Origin of the sequence: Bacillus cereus group sp. MG9, assembly GCF_040459995.1 — a bacterium.
Taxonomy (GTDB): Bacteria; Bacillota; Bacilli; order Bacillales; family Bacillaceae_G; genus Bacillus_A; species Bacillus_A mycoides.
The window spans coordinates 1,449,905-1,470,830 of record NZ_JARVHC010000001.1 but is presented as its reverse complement, the minus strand read 5'-3'; the positions used below and the strand labels follow the sequence as shown (position 1 = coordinate 1,470,830).

Here is a 20,926-nt window from a genome sequence, read left to right as displayed (position 1 = left end):
TAATAATATTATTGTCTCAGTTTTCTTACACAAGGAGAGTTGTATTTATGTCGTTTTCATGGAAACGTTTCTTACAAATCGGGAAAATAATCTTCCCATTTGTTGTCTTAACAATTGTTTTCTTTCAAGCTAAAAAAGAATTAGCAGGCATTTCTTTTTTAGAAGCAATTGAAACAATTAAAAACATTCCAACTGGTGGGGTATTTTTAGCGATTACACTCGGTGCATTTGCCGTTTCAACAATGTTCTTTTATGACTTTGTTATGCTTCGTTACTTAAAAGCAGATATACCTGTACAAAAGATCTTCCGCATCTCATGGATTGCCAACACTTTAAATGGATTTATCGGTTTTGGTGGTCTTGTTGGTGCCGGTGTACGTACAATGCTATATCGTCCGCATATAAAAGATAATGGAAAACTTATTAAAAGTATTGCTTGGATGACAACCGCTTTTATTAACGGATTAGCCATTCTGTCATTCCTCGGCCTTATTGGAATATTAGACACTAGTTTTATTCTGCACGAAAAACCGTGGTTATGGCCTGTTCTTATCTTCTTTGCTCTTTTCGTTCCTATATATATTGGGTTTTCTAAAATTAAAAATAGAAAAACAAAACAGCTAGACGGACAAGAGGAAGAAGAAGAAGAGAAAAATCCAACTGTTTTATATTCATTAGTTTCATTAGTCGAGTGGGTATCTGCCGGTATCGTTATGTACGTCATTTTAATATTGTTTGGAATTGATATCGAATTTCAAAAGTTTTTAGGTGTTTACGTAATTGCTGCTTTAGCTGGTGTCGTAAGTCTTGTTCCTGGTGGCCTTGGTTCATTTGACCTTGTTTTCTTAACTGGACTAGGACAATACGGCGTTGATACAGGCGTATTACTACCTGCTATGTTATTATACCGACTTGTCTATTACATCTTACCATTCTGCCTAGGTCTCATTTTTGCAGCCTTTGAAATGACAGGAGCTGCCATAAAAAAAATTGAAGATAAACCATTTATTGCACCTGCGTTAGAAACAACTGGTGTAATTTGGACTTTACAACGTGATTTTTTAGGGAAATTAGGTTCATGGGCATCCGCCGCTTTAACAGTATTCGCTGGCTTAATGGTTATTCTATCAACAATTTTACCGACTAGTATAAATCGAGCTCACGCCTTACATATTTTAGCTCCAAAGCACCTTATTCAATTTTCTTTTAGCTTATCATTAACATTCGGTATTCTCCTCCTGATTCTTTCGCGAGGCATATATTATGGAACAAAGCGTTCTTACTATATGACGATTGTTTCTTTAATTGGAGCAGCAATCTTTAATACCCTAAAAGGAATTGACATTGAAGAAACCTTTATTTTATTAATCGTACTTGCTGTGTTGTATATGCTTCGTAAAAGATTTATACGCGAGAAAATGGAAGTCTCACTTTCTGATATCGTAAAAGTATTTATCTTCTTATTACTTACGCTATATTTATATAAAAACTTAGGTATTTTATTTGCGGGTGCAAAAGAAGCGTTCCAACCTGATTTTGTCGTTCGAAATATTACACAAGTTAAACGAAGTGCATTAGCAGCAGCCTTTTTCGTTCCTACTTTTTTACTTATCGGCTCACTAATTGCCAATCGTTACCGTAGTCAATTTCCCGGGCAACCAGCTAATGATAAAAGGTTAGAAAACTTCTTAGATGAACATGGCGGGAATGTACTTAGTCATTTAGGTTTTTTAGGAGATAAACAGTTCTTCTTCAGTAGTGACGGAAAAGCACTTCTTCTCTTTTCAATTACTGGAAAGCGTCTTGTTGTACTAGGTGATCCAATTGGTGATCCATCCTCCTACCGCACTGTGTTGCAAGAATTTTTAACTGAAGCTGATCGATTTGGGTATATTTGCGTATTCTATCAAATTGAAAGCAAATGGATGAGCTTATACCACGATTTTGGCTACAACTTCTTTAAACTTGGTGAAGAGGCTGTCGTTGATTTAAATACGTTTACAATAACAGGAAAGAAACGTGCTGGTATGCGAGCCACTTTCAACCGTTTTGAACGAGAAGGTTATACATTCTCTATTCATCAGCCACCATTCTCAGACGAATTATACGAGGAATTAAAGAAAGTTTCTGATGCTTGGCTCGGCGGAAAAAAAGAGAAAGGATTTTCACTTGGGTACTTCGATCGTGAGTATATTAGTCGTGCCCCTATCGCTACATTATCTGATGCAGAAGGAAAAATCATTGCATTCACAACCTTTATGCCAGTATATCAAAGTGGCATATTATCTGTTGATTTAATGCGTTATTATCCAGATGCCCCTAGCGGAATTATGGATGCAATTTTTATCCACTTATTCCACTGGGCAAAAGAAAATGAATACCATTCCTTTAATATTGGTATGGCACCACTCTCAAATGTCGGTTTATCAACGCAATCGTTCTGGTCTGAACGAGTTGCTGCTGCAATATTTAATAACGTTCGTTACACATATAGCTTCAGCGGTTTACGACATTTTAAAGAAAAATACAAACCTGCATGGAGTGGAAAGTATTTAGCATTTCGAAAGAATCATTCTTTACCAATTACAATGCTCTCTGTAACAAAATTAATAGGAAAACGAAAAAACAGCTAAGTACTTAGCTGTTTTTTCGTTTTTGCACTTGTATACTAAACTCCTTTTCATACTTCTTACCATTTATATAGAAATCCCCCCATATTTTATATGTTCCTTCTTCTGGAAATGTAATACGATATTGTAATTGCTCATCCGTATCAACAGGAATGGCATATAAAAAATGTCCCCTCGTTTCATCAACGATATATAGCGCGTTGACTTCGCCTCTCCCTGAATTTAATTTCAGCTTTTCTCCCTTTTTCGCTTGAAACTGAAATGTTAATGTCGTTGCCTCATTCGGATGTAATGCACCAAATAAAAGAGACACTTGATGCTCTCCTATATTTTTTGTAAGTACAGTATCGACAGGTAGCTTCTTTTTATTCTTGTCCTTGTTTGTCTCCTTTTTCTCTTCACCAAAATCTTTCTTAGCAAATGATTCCACGGACTTGTTTTCATTTTCATACAAAAATATCGTGTACCCTTCACCTTTTGCTACATCTGAAGATAGCTTATACGATCCATTTCCAGCAAATATAGGCTTCGTTTGTTGTATGTTTTTCAAATTCCCATCCACTATCACTGCTCGAATTTGATCGTTCACACCACGAACTTCATTATTCATTTTATTTAGCAATTGAAACGAAATATCGGCTTTTTCATTTCCCTTTTTATTTTTCACATCCCATTTCACTTCTTGAACATCTCCGGTCGTTTCTACAGTTTCTTGATATTTTTTTATGTAAAATCCTCCTGCCACAATAAGTACTAGTGCAATAAGCCCAATGACAAGATTTTTCAAAATATCACCTACCATTTTTATTTTCTTTATCCATGCAAAACCTCTTAAATATATATTCTAGATTATGATTTATGAAATCCTCCTCTTTTGCACATATTACAAATAAAAAAGATTTTAATTGAAAGGAGTCGTAGTGTATAATGCAAATGATATTGATTTCTATCAATACATTATAAGGAGGATTTTTCATGAGTGTACATATTGAAGCAAAACAAGGCGAAATTGCTGAATCTATTCTATTACCTGGTGATCCATTACGTGCAAAATATATTGCTGAAACATTTTTAGAGGATGTTACTTGTTATAATAACGTGCGTGGCATGTTAGGTTTCACTGGAACTTACAAAGGAAAGCGTGTATCTGTTCAAGGTACAGGCATGGGTGTTCCTTCTATTTCTATTTATGTAAACGAATTAATTCAAAGCTACGGAGTGAAAAATTTAATTCGTGTTGGGACATGTGGTGCAATTCAAAAAGATGTTAAGGTACGTGACGTTATTATTGCGATGACGGCTTGTACAGATTCTAATATGAATCGCTTAACATTCCCGGGTTTTGATTTTGCTCCTGCTGCAAACTTTGATCTTTTAAAGAAAGCCTACGATGCTGGAACAGAAAAAGGATTACACGTTCGTGTTGGTAACGTATTAACAGCAGATGTATTTTATCGTGAGAGCATGGACATGGTTAAAAAACTTGCAGATTACGGTGTATTAGCAGTAGAGATGGAGACGACTGCTCTTTACACATTAGCAGCTAAATATGGTGTAAATGCATTATCTGTATTAACAGTAAGCGACCATATCTTCACTGGTGAAGAAACTACATCTGAAGAGCGTCAAACTACATTTAACGAAATGATTGAAATCGCTTTAGATGCAGCAATTCAGCAATAGTACACTAAAGAACTCGTCATACGTCTGGCGAGTTCTTTTTTATGCTAAAATACTTCTATAGTCACTGCACCTTCTCTTTATGTGACTTTCTATAAAAAACTACTTTAGAGAGAGACAGATTTATCTCCTCTACTTTTTTGTAACCTTTGTTATAATTAAGAAATCATTTGTATTACAGTATTTTTCATACGAGGTGAAACAGTGAAGAACAGAAGCATCGTCTTTAAACTATTTTTATTAACATCAACTTTATTTACAATCATATTTCTCCTTTTTTTCCTTGGACAATCTCTATTTTTAGAGAAGTTTTATATTAATAAAAAAATAAAAACCGTTCAAACGGCTTTTGAAAAATTCGTAGATAATTATGAAAAAAGCGACAAAAGTTTTGAGGAAATCAGAAAGCTAAAACAAGAATTTCACGATAAAACGAATGCTGAAATGCAATTTTTAGATTCTAACGGCATTATTAAAAGTGAAAACAATTACTACATTGAGGTAATTAACCCTAATAACAATAAAACCTATTCCATCCCACTTAATAATCTTTTAACACCCGAAGAATATAATAAATTCGAAAATTTAGGCTTAAAAAAAGAGGGCATGATTCACGTAGAGGGATTTTTACAAGATAATATAATAACGCCACTAGAACTGACGACTAATTATAATCGATGGCGAAATGAAAATGGCAATTCTGATTTTCAATCAATTAGTGGTAACCCCTCTAAAAATAGACTCACAAATCGATATAAAACTACGTCTCAGATCAGTTTTACCGGTGTGATATCTAAATTACATATCCCTTCCAAATCTGAGGTTCGCCTTGCAAATGATTTTGAAACATTACAAGCTGTTGAATATTTTGCAAGTACTATTAGACAAGGTACTTCTAATTCAAATCAATTAAACACGTATATTTTAGATAGTGGGGAAAATATAAAAAACAGTGTCTTTGTAAAGCCTATTATGGAAAACGGAAAAATTAAGGATTACGCTTTTGTGATAGCATCTTTACAACCTGTTAATGAAGCGATGCTCGTTTTAAAAGATTATTATGTCTATGCCTTAATTATCGTGTTTCTCGTTATTATTTTGTTATCCTTCTACTACTCAAAAATCATTGTTAAACCATTAATTAAGATAAATCGTGTTACAAAAAAAATGGCAAACTTTGATTTTAGCGAGAAGTTACCTGTTACGGCAGACGATGAAATTGGCGGGTTATCAAGTGGTATTAATACACTCTCTGTAAATTTAAAAGATCGAATCGACCGATTAAATGTTGCCAATACAAAATTACAACAAGATATTGAACGCGAACGTCAATTGGAAAAAACGAGAAAAGAATTCATTTCTGGTGTATCTCATGAATTAAAAACACCACTTAGTGTTATTCGTAGCTTCGCTGAAGGTATTCAAGATGGCGTAAGTAAAGATACGACATATTATACAAATGTTATTTTGGAAGAGACAGATAATATGAACAGGCTCATTGTTGAAATGTTAGAATTAGCAAAACTAGAATCAGGTACGTACAAACTAGAAATGTCGACATTCTCGATCGGTGAATTAATTCAACAAGTCTATACAAAATTATTATTTAGCATGGAGGAAAAACATTTACAAGTAGACATCCATGCTGACTCTTCTCTATTTGTTAAAGCAAATCGTAGCCGTATTGAGCAAGTCGTTGTAAACTTACTTAGCAATGCAATTCGATATACTCCAGATGGTGAAAAAATACACGTCTCTGTTATAGAAACGGAAGATACAGTGAAAATCAAAATTGAAAACACAGGTAATCCTATTCCAGAAGAAAGCCTTGAAAAAATTTGGGATCGCTTCTACCGTTTAGACGCTTCTCGTAGCCGTCATACTGGAGGTACTGGCCTTGGGTTATCCATTGTGAAAAACATTTTAGATCTCCATCACGCTGAATACGGCGTGTATAATACCACTAATAGCGTTGTATTTTATTTTAATTTACAAAAAGTAAAAGAAGTCAAATAATTTGTCTTAATTTCACTAGGAGTTCACATGAAATTCACACTCTCCCTTTATAGTAAGAAACAAGTTAATCCTTTCCTTTACACATATAAAAGAGGAGAGTGCGTGAAATGAAACAAGCAGGACAACCTATTCAAAATGAAAAACAATTAGAAACTATCAAAAATATACTTTTACAATCTTCGAAACGTGATGGCTTATTATTCGTATTAGCTGTAAATTCTGGCTTAAAAGTAAGTGAAATCTTACAATTAAAAGTTAGTGATGTAATCGATGAAGACGAAAATGTTCGCCATTCCATTTTATTTTACAATGAAAAAGTAAAGAAACATAAATGGTTTGCTGTAAATGAAGACTTACAGCACGCAATCGAAGACTACATGAAAGAACGTAAAACTTGGAAACGTAATGAACCATTATTAAAGTCTCAAAAAGGAACAAAGTCTATTACGAGACAACATGCATGGTACATTTTAAACAAAGCTGCAAAAGAAGTTGGATTAGAAGGGATTAGCTCACATACACTTCGAAAAACTTGGGGCTATTGTGCATACAAATCAGGTGTTGATATTGCATTTTTACAACACTTCTTTGATCACAGTACTCCATCCAAAACTTTAAAGTATATCGGTATTGCTTAATAACTCTTATACATAAAAAGGTTACCATTTGTAAATTTGGTAACCTTTTTTATGTTTCATATTCTCTTTTCTTGTCTTGTCTCTCCTATACTGTAGTGGTACTCTAATAGTAAGGGGGAGAAATTATGAACACATTAACAATTGAATTACCGAAAGAAACGGCTGAAAAACTTGATTTATTAAAGAAATCTTATGAAAAGAAAACAGGTGCTACAATTTCTGAAAGCACTCTCGTTCAAACACTTATCTCAAAGGAATTTATCCAAGCGATAACTCCTTTTGATTTACAACAAATCATCAATGGAAAAGAACAGCAGTAATTGCTGTTCTTTTTTTATTACTATTTAAAATATAAAGTGAAACTTTAATCAGTGGGGGTTTTGTTCATCCCCCACTGATTATTAGCCTTCACCAATCGGGCGTTTACGGGCAGCAGGGCTCCCACCTAACTTCTTTGCTCCAGCCGAATTTTGAGGTAGGAGTTTTACTGCCGCAAATAGCGGGATAAAAAGTTTTTTACTTATTTTCCGAAAAACCATTGACAATGATAATGATAACCATTATCATTTATTATGAAGCCAACAATTGATGAATCAACCAAACGCTCAGTAACATTGTTACCCCTCTTTTTCATATAGAAAGGCACTGTACATTCCCCCTGTTTGTACAGTGCCTTTCTTGTTTATCATCATTCAAACAAATTTAATTGCTCAGGCTTCAGCTCACCATATGTAATGTTCATCATTTTCATAAGCTGTTTCGCATTATCCGCTGCATCTCCGCCCGAATTATTATTAAACAATACAAATATATCCTTCGTCTTCTTTTTCAATCGCTCTAATCGTTCTACCCATTCCGCCAATTCTTTACTATTATAACGATATAAACAGCGAACCGCTCTCCAATTTTCTCCTTTATCCAGCCAACCATGAACATTTCGGCCATGAAAACGTATTAACGCCATGTCCGAGTTTGTTGCCTCTAATATAAGCGGTACTGATCCTATTCCAGCCTGAGGCTCATCGCAAATTGTATGAATCCAGTTTTCTTTTTCTAAAAACTGTAACGTCTTATCTCTCATTTCTGGATAAAACCATGTTTGATTTCGAAATTCTATTGCACATGGTAAATCTTCCATTTTTTCTTTCGTGTATCGAAGTAAATCTACATTTTTCACTTTACAATCAAACCATGGTGGATATTGAAATAAAATCATTTTTAATTTATTTGCTTCTATTAAAGGAAGAATGGATTGTTTATACACATCAAACATCTCATCGAACGTAGAAAAAGGGATTTCCCCTTTCATATGTCCTGTCATTCCTTGATAGGCTTTTACTATAAAAGAAAAATCTTTCGGCGTTTCCATCGTCCATTTTGTATAATTCCGCGAAGGTTGTATCGCATAAAATGAACTATCTACTTCCACAATGGGAAAATGTTCACTATAAGTTCGCAATTTATTTCTATTTTCATAGGGATTTATATATAAAGAATCATGATCTCCCCACCCTGTCACTCCAATGAAAAGCAAATATATCCCTCCCTTTTTAACTTCACCTTCTATCCATTCTACTCACTTCCCGGACATTTCAGCTAATCAATTTCATTAAGTAGCCCCTTCTTTAAGAGTATCCGTATAAAAATATGATATACTAAATGGAAGAATTTTTAAATTGAGGGGTTATTTATTTATGCTTCCAAACGATGATATTGTATCTCATGAAAAACGAATAGAAGAACTAGAAAATAAAGTGCGGTTATATGAAGAGCTTGTGAATCAATTACCACATCATTTCACATACAAAAATCCACATATTGGTTTACAAATAAAGAAAACGAGAACGACTCATTCCATTCAAAACATACAAAAAGAGAATAAAAAGGCTGATTTTCAACTTACTTGCGATTCATTATTTTTATTTGAACAACTTGAAACATACTTTGTTCATATTTTTGATGCTTTTTCACATCATGTCACCTTTGTTGATAGTAAAGGAAATATAACTTTATGTAATCAAGCTGCAGCAGATGATTTTGGTGTAGTACGAAATGATATAATTGGAAAGCCAATTCAACAATTACTAAACTTGCCAGAAGAACAAATTAAAGCGATTGAAACATTAAGAACAGGAACAGAAATATATAATGAAGAAGTGTTAGACAAAAACTATGGTATTTTAAACAATCGAATTATTCGGGATTATAACGGAGAGATTTTTAGAGTTATTAGTGTCTTCCATTATTTAAACACAGAACGTGATGCAGAAAAATTTTCATTAGCAGGACGAATCGCAGCTGGGATTGCTCATGAAGTACGAAATCCCCTTACAACGGTACGTGGATACTTGCAATTTCTACAAGATAACGTTTCTCCATCCAATAAAGAATTGTTTAAAAGTCTACTCATTCCTGAACTAGATCGTGCAAATAGTATTATCACAAAATTTTTAGCCATTTCAAAAACACGTGAATTTACTAGAGAACCTTTTCCCATCAATACGTTTTTACGCGAATATATTCAACAACTACTTGCTAGTGAAGTTTTTTTACACAATATTTCTATTGACTATGAATTTTCTACGGAATTAGATGGTGTACTTGTCAATATCGATCGTCATGAACTTGTGCAAGTTTTTTTAAATTTATTTCAAAATGCTATCGATGCTCGAGGCGAAAGACCTCTTTCCATTCAAATCTCTAGTTATCGCCTAGATAACTTTGTTCGGATTACTTTCACAGATAACGGAACTGGGGTTCCTCCAGCTATTCAAGAATATATCTTTGATCCATTCTTCTCAACAAAAGATTCAGGAACAGGACTGGGCTTGTCAGTAACGAAGAAAATTATTCAAAATCATAACGGTACATTAAAAGTTACTAGTAATCACAGTGGGACAACTTTTACAATATCTATCCCATCGTTGCCCAAAAGAGATAGTTAAAGTGTCGATAAACAAAAACAGTGGGGGCAGTTTTTAACTGCCCCCACTGTTTTTGTTTAACTCATCATTTTCCTAAAAAACTATACAAAATGAAACTTTAATCAGCGTTTTTTGCATCTCCTACTGCTTATTAACCCTAACTAATCAGCCTTTTGCTAGATAGAAATCTTTCAATCTCTTTAATTCCCCTTACTAAGTAGGTAAAACCCTTATTTTTTTTGAAATAGTAGTTTGTCCATCACGAATTTAGTTTTATTTTCATTTTATTATATTGAGACTATTTATTCTATAAAAGAAAGGAATGAAAAGATGAACAATAAAAATAGAGGGAACGTATTCTTCGGTAACGATTGTTGCGAAGTCCGGGCTTGTAGTTTTATTAACATCTCTAAATCTGAACTTAAAGAATTTATTAAAATCCTTCAAGCTCTTGGACAAAATATTAAAGATATATTCCAAAATCCTTCTCAAAGTAATATTGATAAACTTATAGCTACCCTAGATAATCTAGAAAAATCCCTCAAATGTTTAGACTTATCACCTGCACAAGAAAAAATCGGAACTTCTATTATTACTCACCTATTAACTATTCTAAAAACAAAACCTTTCTCGTGCGGAGCATTATACGTTGAACTGCAAAGCCTGCTTAATTTTTTACTGTATATCGCTAAGTTATTTAAAGTTAATTGCTGTACTATAGACAAACTTATTAAGCTGATTATAGAAATCCAAACCATTTTAGTTAAATATGGCTCTGGTTGCCTTGGTGGAGGTGCTACTGGTGCTACCGGCGCTACTGGACCTCAAGGACTTCGTGGCGTTACTGGCGCTACCGGCGCTACTGGACCTCAAGGACTTCGTGGCGTTACTGGTGCTACCGGCGCTACTGGACCTCAAGGACTTCGTGGGGCTACTGGCGCTACCGGCGCTACTGGACCTCAAGGACTTCGTGGCGTTACTGGTGCTACCGGCACTACTGGACCTCAAGGACTTCGTGGCGTTACTGGCGCTACCGGCGCTACTGGACCTCAAGGACTTCGTGGCGTTACTGGCGCTACTGGACCTCAAGGACTTCGTGGCGTTACTGGCGCTACCGGCGCTACTGGACCTCAAGGACTTCGTGGCGTTACTGGCGCTACCGGCGCTACTGGACCTCAAGGACTTCGTGGCGTTACTGGCGCTACCGGCGCTACTGGACCTCAAGGACTTCGTGGCGTTACTGGCGCTACCGGCGCTACTGGACCTCAAGGACTTCGTGGCGTTACTGGCGCTACCGGCGCTACTGGACCTCAAGGACTTCGTGGGGCTACTGGTGCTACCGGCGCTACTGGACCTCAAGGACTTCGTGGCGTTACTGGCGCTACCGGCGCTACTGGACCTCAAGGACTTCGTGGCGTTACTGGCGCTACCGGCGCTACTGGACCTCAAGGACTTCGTGGCGTTACTGGCGCTACCGGCGCTACTGGACCTCAAGGACTTCGTGGGGCTACTGGTGCTACCGGCGCTACTGGACCTCAAGGACTTCGTGGCGTTACTGGCGCTACCGGCGCTACTGGACCTCAAGGACTTCGTGGCGTTACTGGCGCTACCGGCGCTACTGGACCTCAAGGACTTCGTGGCGTTACTGGCGCTACCGGCGCTACTGGACCTCAAGGACTTCGTGGCGTTACTGGCGCTACCGGCGCTACTGGACCTCAAGGACTTCGTGGGGCTACTGGACCATCGGGCAAACCACTCCCTGTAACTATAGCAGCAATAGGAAATTCTAATCCACAAACTATATCACCTGGAACGAATATCCAATTTAATCAAGTTTTCGAACTAAATAATCTCATTTTTAATGACACTTCAGATACTTTAACTATTTTAGAAACAGGAGTATACGATATTAGTTTCTCAGCATCTACAACCTTCCCGGGTTCTTCACCATTTGGATTCGGTATTTCATTCAACGGTCAACCACCTACTCGTAATTTTTCAACTAACGTTATCGGTAGTGCGGTTTCTTTCTCCACAATTGTTACTTTAACAGCTGGTACAACAATCTCTGTACAACCTACAGTAAATACTATTTCCATCCCTAACACTGGTGACACAACAGCTACACTATCAGTCTTCCGAATTTACTAATTTTAGTTTTCATTTTATTTTTGAACGACCAAGAATGTTTGATTTATAGTAATTTGTATTATTTTGATTGTATGTTAAATCTTTCTTTTAATAAAAAGGAGCACTTATTTTGGAGGATAAGTGCTCCTTCTTTACGTTTCTTTACTTCAAATTTACTCTAGCTTAATCCTCTTTTTGTATGATGAATAGTGAAGACAAAGACATGAAAGAGGGATGACAATGCGAATTATATCACTGACACGTTTTTGGTTTGTTCTTATGGTATGCATAATTTTATGTATAGGGTTTCTTTTAACTCTAAACTATTCAAATGTTTCAAAAGCAGAAAGAAAAACAATTCCATACGAACTTCTGTATACAAAACAAAACAACATCCCGTATTCCTCTTCCACACAAAATGAAAAAAAAGTTATAAAAGGAATGCTTATTACAGAAGCTTCTAGTTATGAAAACCTACTTCAAATCGCTGAAACGATTAAAGATCAATATAAAAATAAAGACGTTGATGAAATAACACTCTCTATCCATAATGAAAATACTGGAAATTTCGAAGAGGAATTGCCATATGAACCTATTAGTAAAGGAATAATAACCGTCACGTATGATTCTCAATCCTTCGGTAGGACCAATGTTACGCTAAATAAATAAACTGAAGCTTTAATCCGTGGCGCTTTTCCCATCCCCACGGATTATTAAGTTAAACCCATCAAATTTTTATAGGCAGCTCGATTCTCACCTAACTTCTTTTCTGTTGCCACATTTTGAACCGAGATAAAACCGCTCATTTCTCATAAAAAAGAGGCGAACTCGTTATTCGCCTCTTTTTTTACCAAAATGGAATCCACTCTTTCACTTTATCTATCCATTCATTTTGCTGTTCTTTTCTTTGTTGTTCCTCTTCTTTTCGTTTTTTCTCTTCTTCTTTCCTTCGTTTTTCTTCCTCAATCGTTTTTAATTGTTTTGTATAATCCGCCTCAGGTATTAGTGATAACTGAAATGCCTTTTGAGTTGGATTTCCATTCGCTTTCTTCATAATATCCCGGAACATTGTCGTTGTAATTTGGCTGCCTCCTGGCACATAATGCTCACTATCCGTTTTATCATACCCTACCCAAATCGCACCTACTAAATCCGGTGTGTATCCAACAAACCACGAATCCTTCGCACCAGTGCTTGGTCCATTTACAAGCTGGGTAGTCCCTGTCTTGCCTGCGGTATCGATATTATTAACTTTCGCTTTTTCACCTGTTCCCCTTTCAATAACACCTTTTAATAAGTATGTCATCTTTTGGGCAACTTTCTCGTTCGTCACACGAGTTTCTTTCTTATACCATTTTCCAATTGTTTCCCCTTCAGCATTTTGGATTTCTCTAATGGCATGAGCTTCTACTTGGACACCATCATTTGCAAGTGCGCTATACGCTTGAGCCATTACAAATGGTGAAGTCCCTACATGCATACCTCCTAAAGCAATCGGATACGTATGGTCTTCAGGCTCTAATGGAATACCAAACCGCTCTAAAGATTTCAATCCTTTATCTAATCCAATTTTCTCTAATAGCCAAACTGCTGAAACATTATATGACTTTGCCACCGCTTCATACATCGTCACATTACCATGGAACGTATGATCACTATTTTGTGGTGCATATTCTTTAATATTAAACGGTTCATCTTTTAAGACATCGTATACTTCATATCCTTGTTCTAACGCTGGTACATACACTGCAAGAGGCTTTAACGTTGAACCTGGCTGTCTTTTTAATTGTGTTGCATGATTAAACTGTAAAAATTGATAAGGACCTCTGCCTCCAACTAAAGCCGGAACACCGCCAGTTTTTGGATTCATAAGGACCACTCCCGTTTGCATAAGCTGATCTGAGCCACTATCTTTAAAATAACTATCATTATTCACAACATCTTCAACCGCTTGTTGTTTTTTCGAGTCAAGTTCCGTATAAATACGATAGCCACCTGCTAAAATTTCATTTTGTGTTAATTCATACTTGTCCATCGCTTCTCTAACAATATAATCTACGTATTGAGAATATTTTCCCTTATATTTATCGTCAACACCACGTCGTAATACAAGACCTGATTCTTTCTCCTGGTTAAATTGTTCTTCAGAAATATATCCTTGCTCCTTCATTAAACCTAATACGACATTACGTCTTTCAATTGATTTATTAAAGTTTTTATACGGCGAATACGCAGATGGCGCTTTAATTAATCCTGCAATCGTTGCAGCTTCTGAAATCGTTAAGTCTTTTACTTCTTTATCAAAATAAGATTTAGCTGCTCTTTTTATCCCCCAAGCACCTTCACCAAAATAAATTTGATTCATATACATTTCAACAATTTCATCTTTCGTATAAGTACGTTCTATTTTTTTCGTTAGAAAGTATTCCTTTATTTTACGAGAGAATGTACGGTCTTGCGTTAAAAATACATTTTTCGCAAGTTGTTGTGTAATTGTACTACCACCTGCCACAACTTCACCAGCTGTAATGTTCTTAAATACAGCACTTATAATTCCACTATAGTAAATACCATGATGACTAAAAAATTCCTTATCTTCTACTGCAACAATTGCTTGAACCATAATATCAGGAATATCTTTCCTTTTGACCCCTTCTGTTTTAGAAGAAGCTAATTTAGTCGCAACTTCATTATTTGCATCATAAATTAAAGTCGGTTGTGGAACAGCTTGTTTTAATTCAGATATATCTTGAATGGAAATTATTATATTTACAACAATAAATAGAGTAGCAAGTAAACTTCCCAATACAATTAATGAATTGCGTAGTTTCTTTCTCTTATTGAACCACTCAAGCGTTTTTTTAAAGTGAGTGTTCTTCAATTTCATTGGTTCACTTCCTTCATTTGTTTACACTCTTCTTTTTAAAAGGAAGAATATACCTCCTTTTAAATTTATTATAATAACGTAGTCGTTCCTATAGTGTAAAGCTTTTCTTTCACATTCATACTTTTTGCAAGAAAAGGACATTCTACAAGTAAGATATTCATTGTTGAGTATTAATATTATTAATACAACAATGAGAGTTATGTTAAGTTTTTGTAAACTTTTCGATAAAATGTTTTAAAAAACGACAGTTTTTTGTTAGAATTGATTAGCCAATATATTTTACATATATTACTTTTGTGGGGGTAACAATAATGGTCTTTAAATCAAAAAAAGATAAATTTTCTGAAATGCTTATGAACGTTTCCGAAAATTTAAAAGAAGGCGCGCAGTTTTTCGTGGAGTATAAAATTAAAAATGCTAGCGATTTAAAAGAGTTTTCTATGCGCATGAAAGAGTATGAGTCAAAAGGTGACTCATTCATTCACGAAATCATTATGGAGCTAAACAAAGCGTTTATTACTCCTATTGAACGTGAAGACATCCTACAACTTGCAATGAGTATGGATGATGTATTAGACGGATTAGATCACAGTGCTGGTCTATTCGAAATGTATTCTATTACAGAAGCTGATGAATACATGATTAAATTCGTTGAAGCAATTAATCAATGTGCGATTGAGATTGCAAATTCTGTTGAACTACTTTCTAAAAAGAAATTAGTCGATATTCGTACAAATGCGATCAAGATTAAGGATTACGAGTCACAATGTGATGATATTCGCCGTCATGCGATTAAGCACTTATTCTCTCGTGAGAAAGATCCGATTAAGATTATTCAATTTAAAGAGATTTACGAAGAGCTTGAAGAAGTAGCTGATAGCTGTCAAAGCGTTGCAAACGTATTAGAAACAATCATTATGAAGAACGCGTAAGGAGTTTGATCATGGATACACTCTTGATACTGACCGTTTTAGTAGTCATTTGCGCTTTAGCTTTTGACTTTATCAATGGATTTCACGATACAGCAAACGCTATTGCAACGGCTGTTTCAACGAAAGCTCTAAAGCCTAGACATGCAATTGTTATGGCAGCTATTATGAACTTTTTAGGTGCGATGACATTTACAGGTGTAGCAAAAACGATTACAAAAGATATTGTTGACCCGTTTGCTTTGCAAAATGGTTCTCTTGTAATTTTAGCTGCTTTGCTTGCGGCAATAGTCTGGAATTTGATCACTTGGTACTATGGCATTCCAAGTAGTTCTTCGCATGCAATCATTGGCGCAATCGCTGGTGCAGCAATTGCTGCTGCTGGTATTAGCGCATTAAACTATAAAGGGTTTATAAAAATTCTTGAAGCTTTAATCATTTCACCGATCATCGCTTTTGTTATTGGTTACATCGTATATAGTATTTTTAAAGTGGTATTTAAAAACTTTAACTTAACGAAAACGAACAAGAACTTCCGTATATTCCAGATTTTCACCGCTGCATTACAAGCTTATACGCACGGTACGAATGATGCACAAAAAGCAATGGGAATCATTACGATGGCTCTTATGGCCAATAACTATCATACTTCTGGCGATATCCCTTTCTGGGTACAATTATCTTGTGCAATCGCAATGGGTCTTGGTACTTCTGTCGGTGGTTGGAAAATTATTAAAACTGTCGGTGGACAAATTATGAAAATTCGTCCTGTAAATGGTGTAGCTGCCGATTTATCATCATCACTTGTTATTTTCGGCGCAACATTTATTCACTTACCGGTTAGTACGACGCACGTTATCTCTTCTTCTATTTTAGGAGTTGGTGCTTCACATCGCGTGAAAGGTGTAAAATGGGGAACTGCAAAACGCATGTTAATTACATGGGTTATTACACTTCCTATTTCAGCTTCTTTAGCTGCATTATTTTACTACTTATTACACTTAATCTTTTAATCAAAAGTCGTCTTCCTTATTTTTCTAGGAAGACGACTTTTTTGTGAACAAGCCTATTTCTTATTAAAAAGCGTGTATAATGATTGATGGATAAGTTATATAGAGGAGTTGGCAATTTTGGAATACATCATGTTACTTTTCATCGGATTAATCGCCGGGACAGTCGGGAGCCTAGTCGGACTTGGAGGCGGAATTATTATCGTTCCGTTATTAATTGGATTACACAGTTTATCACCACAACTCGCAGTAGGAACTTCTATGGTAACAGTCGTTTTTACAGGGCTGGCTTCTACCCTTACTTATATGAAACATAAACGGGTAGATTATAAAAGTGGACTTATTTTATTTATCGGGAGTGGCCCTGGTGGTATTATCGGATCATGGGCAAACAAATTTTTAAACCAAGATACATTTTCTTTATACTTTGGGATTTTTCTTATATTCGTCTCCATTCTTCTTATACTACGAGACAAATTGAAACCTCTTTCCCTATCAAATATGACTGTAATTAAGCGATCTTTTACAGATAACGAAGGAAATACTGTAGACTATCAATTTCCACCATTTCTCGCTATCTTTATTGCCTTTATAGTTGGATTTATATCCGGATTATTTGGAATCGGTGGTGGTGCCTTACTTGTGCCAGCGATGATGCTCCTTTTTGCGTTCCCAGCACACATTGCTGTAGCAACTTCAATGTTTATCGTATTTCTCTCAGCAATTGTAAGTTCTTTAACTCACATCTCTCTAGGAAATGTCAGCTGGGCTTATGCATTAATTCTTATTCCTGGTGCATGGATTGGCGGAAAAATCGGGGCTTATATTAACACAAAATTAAGCGGTAATGCAGTAATTAATTTATTACGTATCACATTAATTATTCTTGGAACTAGATTAATCATTACTTCATTTTTATAACGCGTTCTTTCTAGAATGCGTTTTTTCTTATACACATGAATATAAAAAGGCTCCTAGGAGAACAAATAAAACTAAACAAACACTTAATAGCATAAAATTTGAAATATGTAATTTCTTCAAGTTGATCACTCCTATAGCTATGACTGTTATCTTTATGATAGCGAAAAAACAGTTATCTTACAGTTACAAAGCGCTAACAATGCAAAATCATTTATTACAAATTTTATCCTTATATTTCATTTCTTTGTATAATCTATCGATTCAATAAAAAAAGATGTCATATTGACATCTTTTTAGTGAAGAAGTGACCATCCCATAAAGTCTTCATGCACCTGGCACGCCCTCTTATCGTTTCGATCATATAATTCAGCATAACTATCTGTTTCTTCATCATAAGCCATCGTATAAATAATTTGGCCGTCTATTTCAACGGATAAAACGACTCCACCTTTCATCTCTTCCACATGAATGATAGCATTCGCCGGAATTCTCATATCCGTCATCTTCATCGCATCTAACAATATACTAAACCCCCTACAGCGTATTCATTGCTAGTACTATTACACACTAAATAGTATACTACTGTAATAGCATACATTTCGTCAATGAAATTGCTGTTTAAAAAGCATATTGTCTTTATACATATACGCTAAAATATAAGAAATAGAAATGTTTTAATGGGGGGCTAACATTGATTCTACATAAGGGAGATGTATTATTCCGTCAAGGTGAGGACGGTCCATTATATTTTATAAAAACAGGTTTATTAAAAGTTATTCGGTTAGAAGAAGACGGAACACCTTTTTTATTTAATATTATCGTTCCTGGTGAAACGATACCTCACCATTCTTTAATTTCACCGAAGGAATATCACGGTACAGCTATCGCTTTAATGAAAACAGAAGTGGAGCCTATAATTAGCAATGAATGGTACGACAAACTTCAGGCAAATCCTGCATCATATGAAAATATCGCTATACAATTACAATCGAAGTTAAGAATGATGCAACAGCGTATCGATCAATTGACAACTGTCTCTCCTAAAGAGCGCCTTCATCGTTTACAAGAGTGGTTCACCTTTTATTTAGGTGACATCCCTATTTATGAAATATTAACACAAACTGAAATTGGTCAGCTCATAGGTGTACGCCGCGAAACAGTAAATCGCTTACTTAGAGAACAAGCAAAAAACGAGGTAAAATAATACCTCGTTTTTTGCTTGGCAACGTTAACCTATTGTAAGCTTGCTGCGGGACCGAAAAATTCATAATGAATGTTCTCTTGTTTAACACCCAAATCAATTAATGCAGCATTTATATGTTTCATAAATGGTACTGGACCGCAGAAATAAAATTCTGCATCAGTCGTTGGAATAATAGTTTGTAACCATTCACGTTCAATGAATCCTTCTTGATCAAAATTCTTCATTTCCACATCTTGCTCTGTCGGTGAAGAATAGCAAGTATATGCTTTAACTTGTTCATACTCTTTTTCTACTGTCTCAACATGCTCTTTCATCGCATGTGTATTACTATTTATCGCCGCATGAACAAAGCATACATTACGCTTTGATTCTTGTTCAATTAACGTATTTAACATACTCATCATCGGTGTAATACCTACTCCACCACTAATTAGTACAACAGGTAATGTTGACTCCATATTTAATACGAAATCTCCCGCTGGTGCACTTACTGGTAAGACATCCCCTTCCCCTACATGATCATGTAAGTAATTAGATACTTTACCATCTGGTGTATCTACACCTTTTTCTTTCTTTACACTAATACGATAATATTCTTTTCCTGGAGCATCAGACAAGCTATATTGACGATTATGTGTATATGTCTCACCTTTAATATTTATTTGAATCGTTACATATTGTCCTGGGATGAATGAAGAAACTTTCCCGCCATCTTCAGGTTTTAAATAAAATGATGTAACAACGTCGCTTTCCTTCACTTTTTTAACAATCACAAAGTTGCGGAAATCTTTCCATCCACCTTCTTTATGTGCAGCTTCTTCATACATACCCGCTTCAATGCTAATGAATGCATCAGCAATGACGCCATACGCTTCTCCCCATGCATTTAAAACTTCATCAGGTGCGCCTGCGACCTCTTTAATCGCTCGTAGTAAGCATGTACCTACTATTGGATAATGCTCTGCTTTAATACCTAAACTTCTATGCTTATGACCGATTTGTTTTACAACTGGAATAATAGCTTCTAAATTATCAATGTACATTGCAGCTGCATAAACAGCATTTGCTAATGCTTGTTGTTGTCTTCCTTTTTTCTGGTTCGTATGGTTGAAAATATTCAATAACTCCGGATGCTCCGAAAATAAAATTTGATAAAATCTCGTTGTAATCTCAACGCCTTTTTCTTGTAATAACGGTACTGTTGACTTTACGATTTCAATTGTTTTTGCACTTAACATTGTATCCCACTCCTCTATTTCCTTAACTGTTTTTAGTTTAACTGAATTGTATAATACATATTGTGATTTTAATCACTATTAACATGGTGTTTTTGTGAAAAATATATGAACAATGCACATATTAAGTAAATTTTAATTAGCCATCATTAATAGTGCTCAAAAAAAAGCTAACTAGAATTCTAGCTAGCCTACTACTTCGTTTGTATTGCTTGTTCAATTACTCTTATATTCTGCCCATCTCCAAACTCGGTATACCCCCATACATTCGTCTCACCTTTATATTTATTTACAAGTATATCCAAGTCATGATATACGCGATGAGCATAGATTACATACTCCATATTCTGAAGCTCCACACCTTTTTTTACAATTTCATAACTTCTATTCACATCGCGTTTTATTTTTTCATTTTTTATTTCTTTATGTATATTTTTTAAAGAGGCTTCTTGCTCTTGAAACCATTGTTTAAAATGTTTCCAATCCCCATCTGTATATTTCTCTGCCTTGCCATAATTCAAGAAATTATTATAACTTTCATGTGTCGTACGAACAAAATCGAGTGTCTTCTTCTTCTCTTGCACCTCTTCTATTTGTGCTACTGTATTTACTCCAGCAGACTTATTCGCATAATATAATAGTACTTTCATAAGACTATAGCTCGCTATTGCCATCACAGTAATAGTTACCAATACACTTAACAATTTCTTCATATACAGAAC

At 35.4% G+C, this 20,926-nt stretch carries 19 protein-coding genes; 12 read left to right on the top strand and 7 right to left on the bottom strand.

All coding sequences use genetic code 11. From position 1 onward, the window contains the following. The first annotated feature begins 47 nt into the window (after positions 1 to 47). Positions 48 to 2,633, top strand: coding sequence for a bifunctional lysylphosphatidylglycerol flippase/synthetase MprF (gene mprF / locus QCI77_RS07550; RefSeq protein ID WP_002030726.1), 2,586 nt, complete (start codon positions 48 to 50; stop codon positions 2,631 to 2,633). A 4-nt stretch (positions 2,634 to 2,637) separates the two neighbouring features. On the opposite strand, the gene QCI77_RS07545 is transcribed toward mprF, so the two are convergent. Further along, positions 2,638 to 3,432 (bottom strand): hypothetical protein, encoded by a 795-nt coding sequence (locus QCI77_RS07545; protein WP_044438004.1) that lies wholly within the window; start codon positions 3,430 to 3,432, stop codon positions 2,638 to 2,640. Between the two features lie 173 nt (positions 3,433 to 3,605). On the opposite strand from QCI77_RS07545, the gene deoD reads away from it, so the two are divergent. From deoD to QCI77_RS07525, 4 genes are all read left to right on the top strand, one after another. After that, a complete protein-coding gene (deoD, locus tag QCI77_RS07540) occupies positions 3,606 to 4,313 on the top strand; it encodes a purine-nucleoside phosphorylase (protein WP_000110704.1) in 708 nt (235 codons plus the stop codon). Between the two features lie 201 nt (positions 4,314 to 4,514). Further along, positions 4,515 to 6,326 (top strand): sensor histidine kinase, encoded by a 1,812-nt coding sequence (locus tag QCI77_RS07535; RefSeq protein WP_002030723.1) that lies wholly within the window; start codon positions 4,515 to 4,517, stop codon positions 6,324 to 6,326. Between the two features lie 107 nt (positions 6,327 to 6,433). After that, on the top strand, positions 6,434 to 6,964 hold the full coding sequence (locus QCI77_RS07530; protein WP_000806230.1) for a tyrosine-type recombinase/integrase: 531 nt from the start codon (positions 6,434 to 6,436) through the stop codon (positions 6,962 to 6,964). Positions 6,965 to 7,089: 125 nt separating this feature from the next. Further along, complete coding sequence (locus QCI77_RS07525; protein ID WP_002011737.1) at positions 7,090 to 7,284, top strand: DUF3924 family protein; 195 nt, start codon at positions 7,090 to 7,092, stop codon at positions 7,282 to 7,284. Between the two features lie 81 nt (positions 7,285 to 7,365). Here the strand turns inward: QCI77_RS07525 and QCI77_RS07520 are convergent, their stop codons facing one another. After that, positions 7,366 to 7,503, bottom strand: a complete 138-nt coding sequence (locus QCI77_RS07520; RefSeq protein ID WP_003188136.1) for a hypothetical protein — start codon at positions 7,501 to 7,503, stop codon at positions 7,366 to 7,368. Between the two features lie 149 nt (positions 7,504 to 7,652). Continuing rightward, on the bottom strand, positions 7,653 to 8,498 hold the full coding sequence (locus QCI77_RS07515) for a DUF72 domain-containing protein (RefSeq protein ID WP_113770088.1): 846 nt from the start codon (positions 8,496 to 8,498) through the stop codon (positions 7,653 to 7,655). 160 nt (positions 8,499 to 8,658) lie between these two features. Here QCI77_RS07515 and QCI77_RS07510 point away from each other — a divergent pair, with 160 nt between their 5' ends. The 3 genes from QCI77_RS07510 (at position 8,659) to QCI77_RS07500 (ending at position 12,687) form a co-directional block, all read left to right on the top strand. Next, a complete protein-coding gene (locus tag QCI77_RS07510; protein WP_002030719.1) occupies positions 8,659 to 9,909 on the top strand; it encodes an ATP-binding protein in 1,251 nt (416 codons plus the stop codon). A 309-nt stretch (positions 9,910 to 10,218) separates the two neighbouring features. After that, the gene (locus QCI77_RS07505; protein ID WP_353824713.1) at positions 10,219 to 12,039 is read left to right on the top strand and encodes a Gly-Xaa-Xaa repeat protein; all 1,821 of its coding nucleotides are present in this window, start codon (positions 10,219 to 10,221) and stop codon (positions 12,037 to 12,039) included. 219 nt (positions 12,040 to 12,258) lie between these two features. Continuing rightward, positions 12,259 to 12,687, top strand: a complete 429-nt coding sequence (locus QCI77_RS07500; RefSeq protein ID WP_002168802.1) for a hypothetical protein — start codon at positions 12,259 to 12,261, stop codon at positions 12,685 to 12,687. Positions 12,688 to 12,865: 178 nt separating this feature from the next. Here the strand turns inward: QCI77_RS07500 and QCI77_RS07495 are convergent, their stop codons facing one another. Further along, positions 12,866 to 14,905, bottom strand: coding sequence for a transglycosylase domain-containing protein (locus QCI77_RS07495; protein WP_113770089.1), 2,040 nt, complete (start codon positions 14,903 to 14,905; stop codon positions 12,866 to 12,868). 311 nt (positions 14,906 to 15,216) lie between these two features. Here QCI77_RS07495 and QCI77_RS07490 point away from each other — a divergent pair, with 311 nt between their 5' ends. The 3 genes from QCI77_RS07490 to QCI77_RS07480 all read left to right on the top strand — a co-directional run bounded on the left by QCI77_RS07490 (position 15,217) and on the right by QCI77_RS07480 (position 17,765). Then, positions 15,217 to 15,837, top strand: coding sequence for a DUF47 domain-containing protein (locus tag QCI77_RS07490; RefSeq protein ID WP_000231445.1), 621 nt, complete (start codon positions 15,217 to 15,219; stop codon positions 15,835 to 15,837). A gap of 11 nt (positions 15,838 to 15,848) precedes the next feature. Beyond that, positions 15,849 to 16,847 (top strand): inorganic phosphate transporter, encoded by a 999-nt coding sequence (locus QCI77_RS07485; protein ID WP_002030715.1) that lies wholly within the window; start codon positions 15,849 to 15,851, stop codon positions 16,845 to 16,847. Between the two features lie 117 nt (positions 16,848 to 16,964). After that, positions 16,965 to 17,765 (top strand): sulfite exporter TauE/SafE family protein, encoded by an 801-nt coding sequence (locus tag QCI77_RS07480; protein WP_002086690.1) that lies wholly within the window; start codon positions 16,965 to 16,967, stop codon positions 17,763 to 17,765. A gap of 293 nt (positions 17,766 to 18,058) precedes the next feature. Here QCI77_RS07480 and QCI77_RS07475 read toward each other — a convergent pair whose 3' ends face one another. Further along, positions 18,059 to 18,286: a hypothetical protein gene (locus QCI77_RS07475; protein ID WP_000883004.1), complete on the bottom strand. Its 228-nt coding sequence runs from the start codon at positions 18,284 to 18,286 to the stop codon at positions 18,059 to 18,061. 170 nt (positions 18,287 to 18,456) lie between these two features. Here QCI77_RS07475 and QCI77_RS07470 point away from each other — a divergent pair, with 170 nt between their 5' ends. Next, complete coding sequence (locus tag QCI77_RS07470) at positions 18,457 to 18,969, top strand: Crp/Fnr family transcriptional regulator (RefSeq protein ID WP_002086692.1); 513 nt, start codon at positions 18,457 to 18,459, stop codon at positions 18,967 to 18,969. A gap of 29 nt (positions 18,970 to 18,998) precedes the next feature. On the opposite strand, the gene hmpA is transcribed toward QCI77_RS07470, so the two are convergent. Both hmpA and QCI77_RS07460 read right to left on the bottom strand, forming a co-directional pair. After that, complete coding sequence (gene hmpA / locus QCI77_RS07465; protein ID WP_113770090.1) at positions 18,999 to 20,207, bottom strand: NO-inducible flavohemoprotein; 1,209 nt, start codon at positions 20,205 to 20,207, stop codon at positions 18,999 to 19,001. Positions 20,208 to 20,398: 191 nt separating this feature from the next. Further along, positions 20,399 to 20,917 (bottom strand): hypothetical protein, encoded by a 519-nt coding sequence (locus QCI77_RS07460; RefSeq protein WP_012260624.1) that lies wholly within the window; start codon positions 20,915 to 20,917, stop codon positions 20,399 to 20,401. Positions 20,918 to 20,926 lie beyond the last annotated feature (9 nt).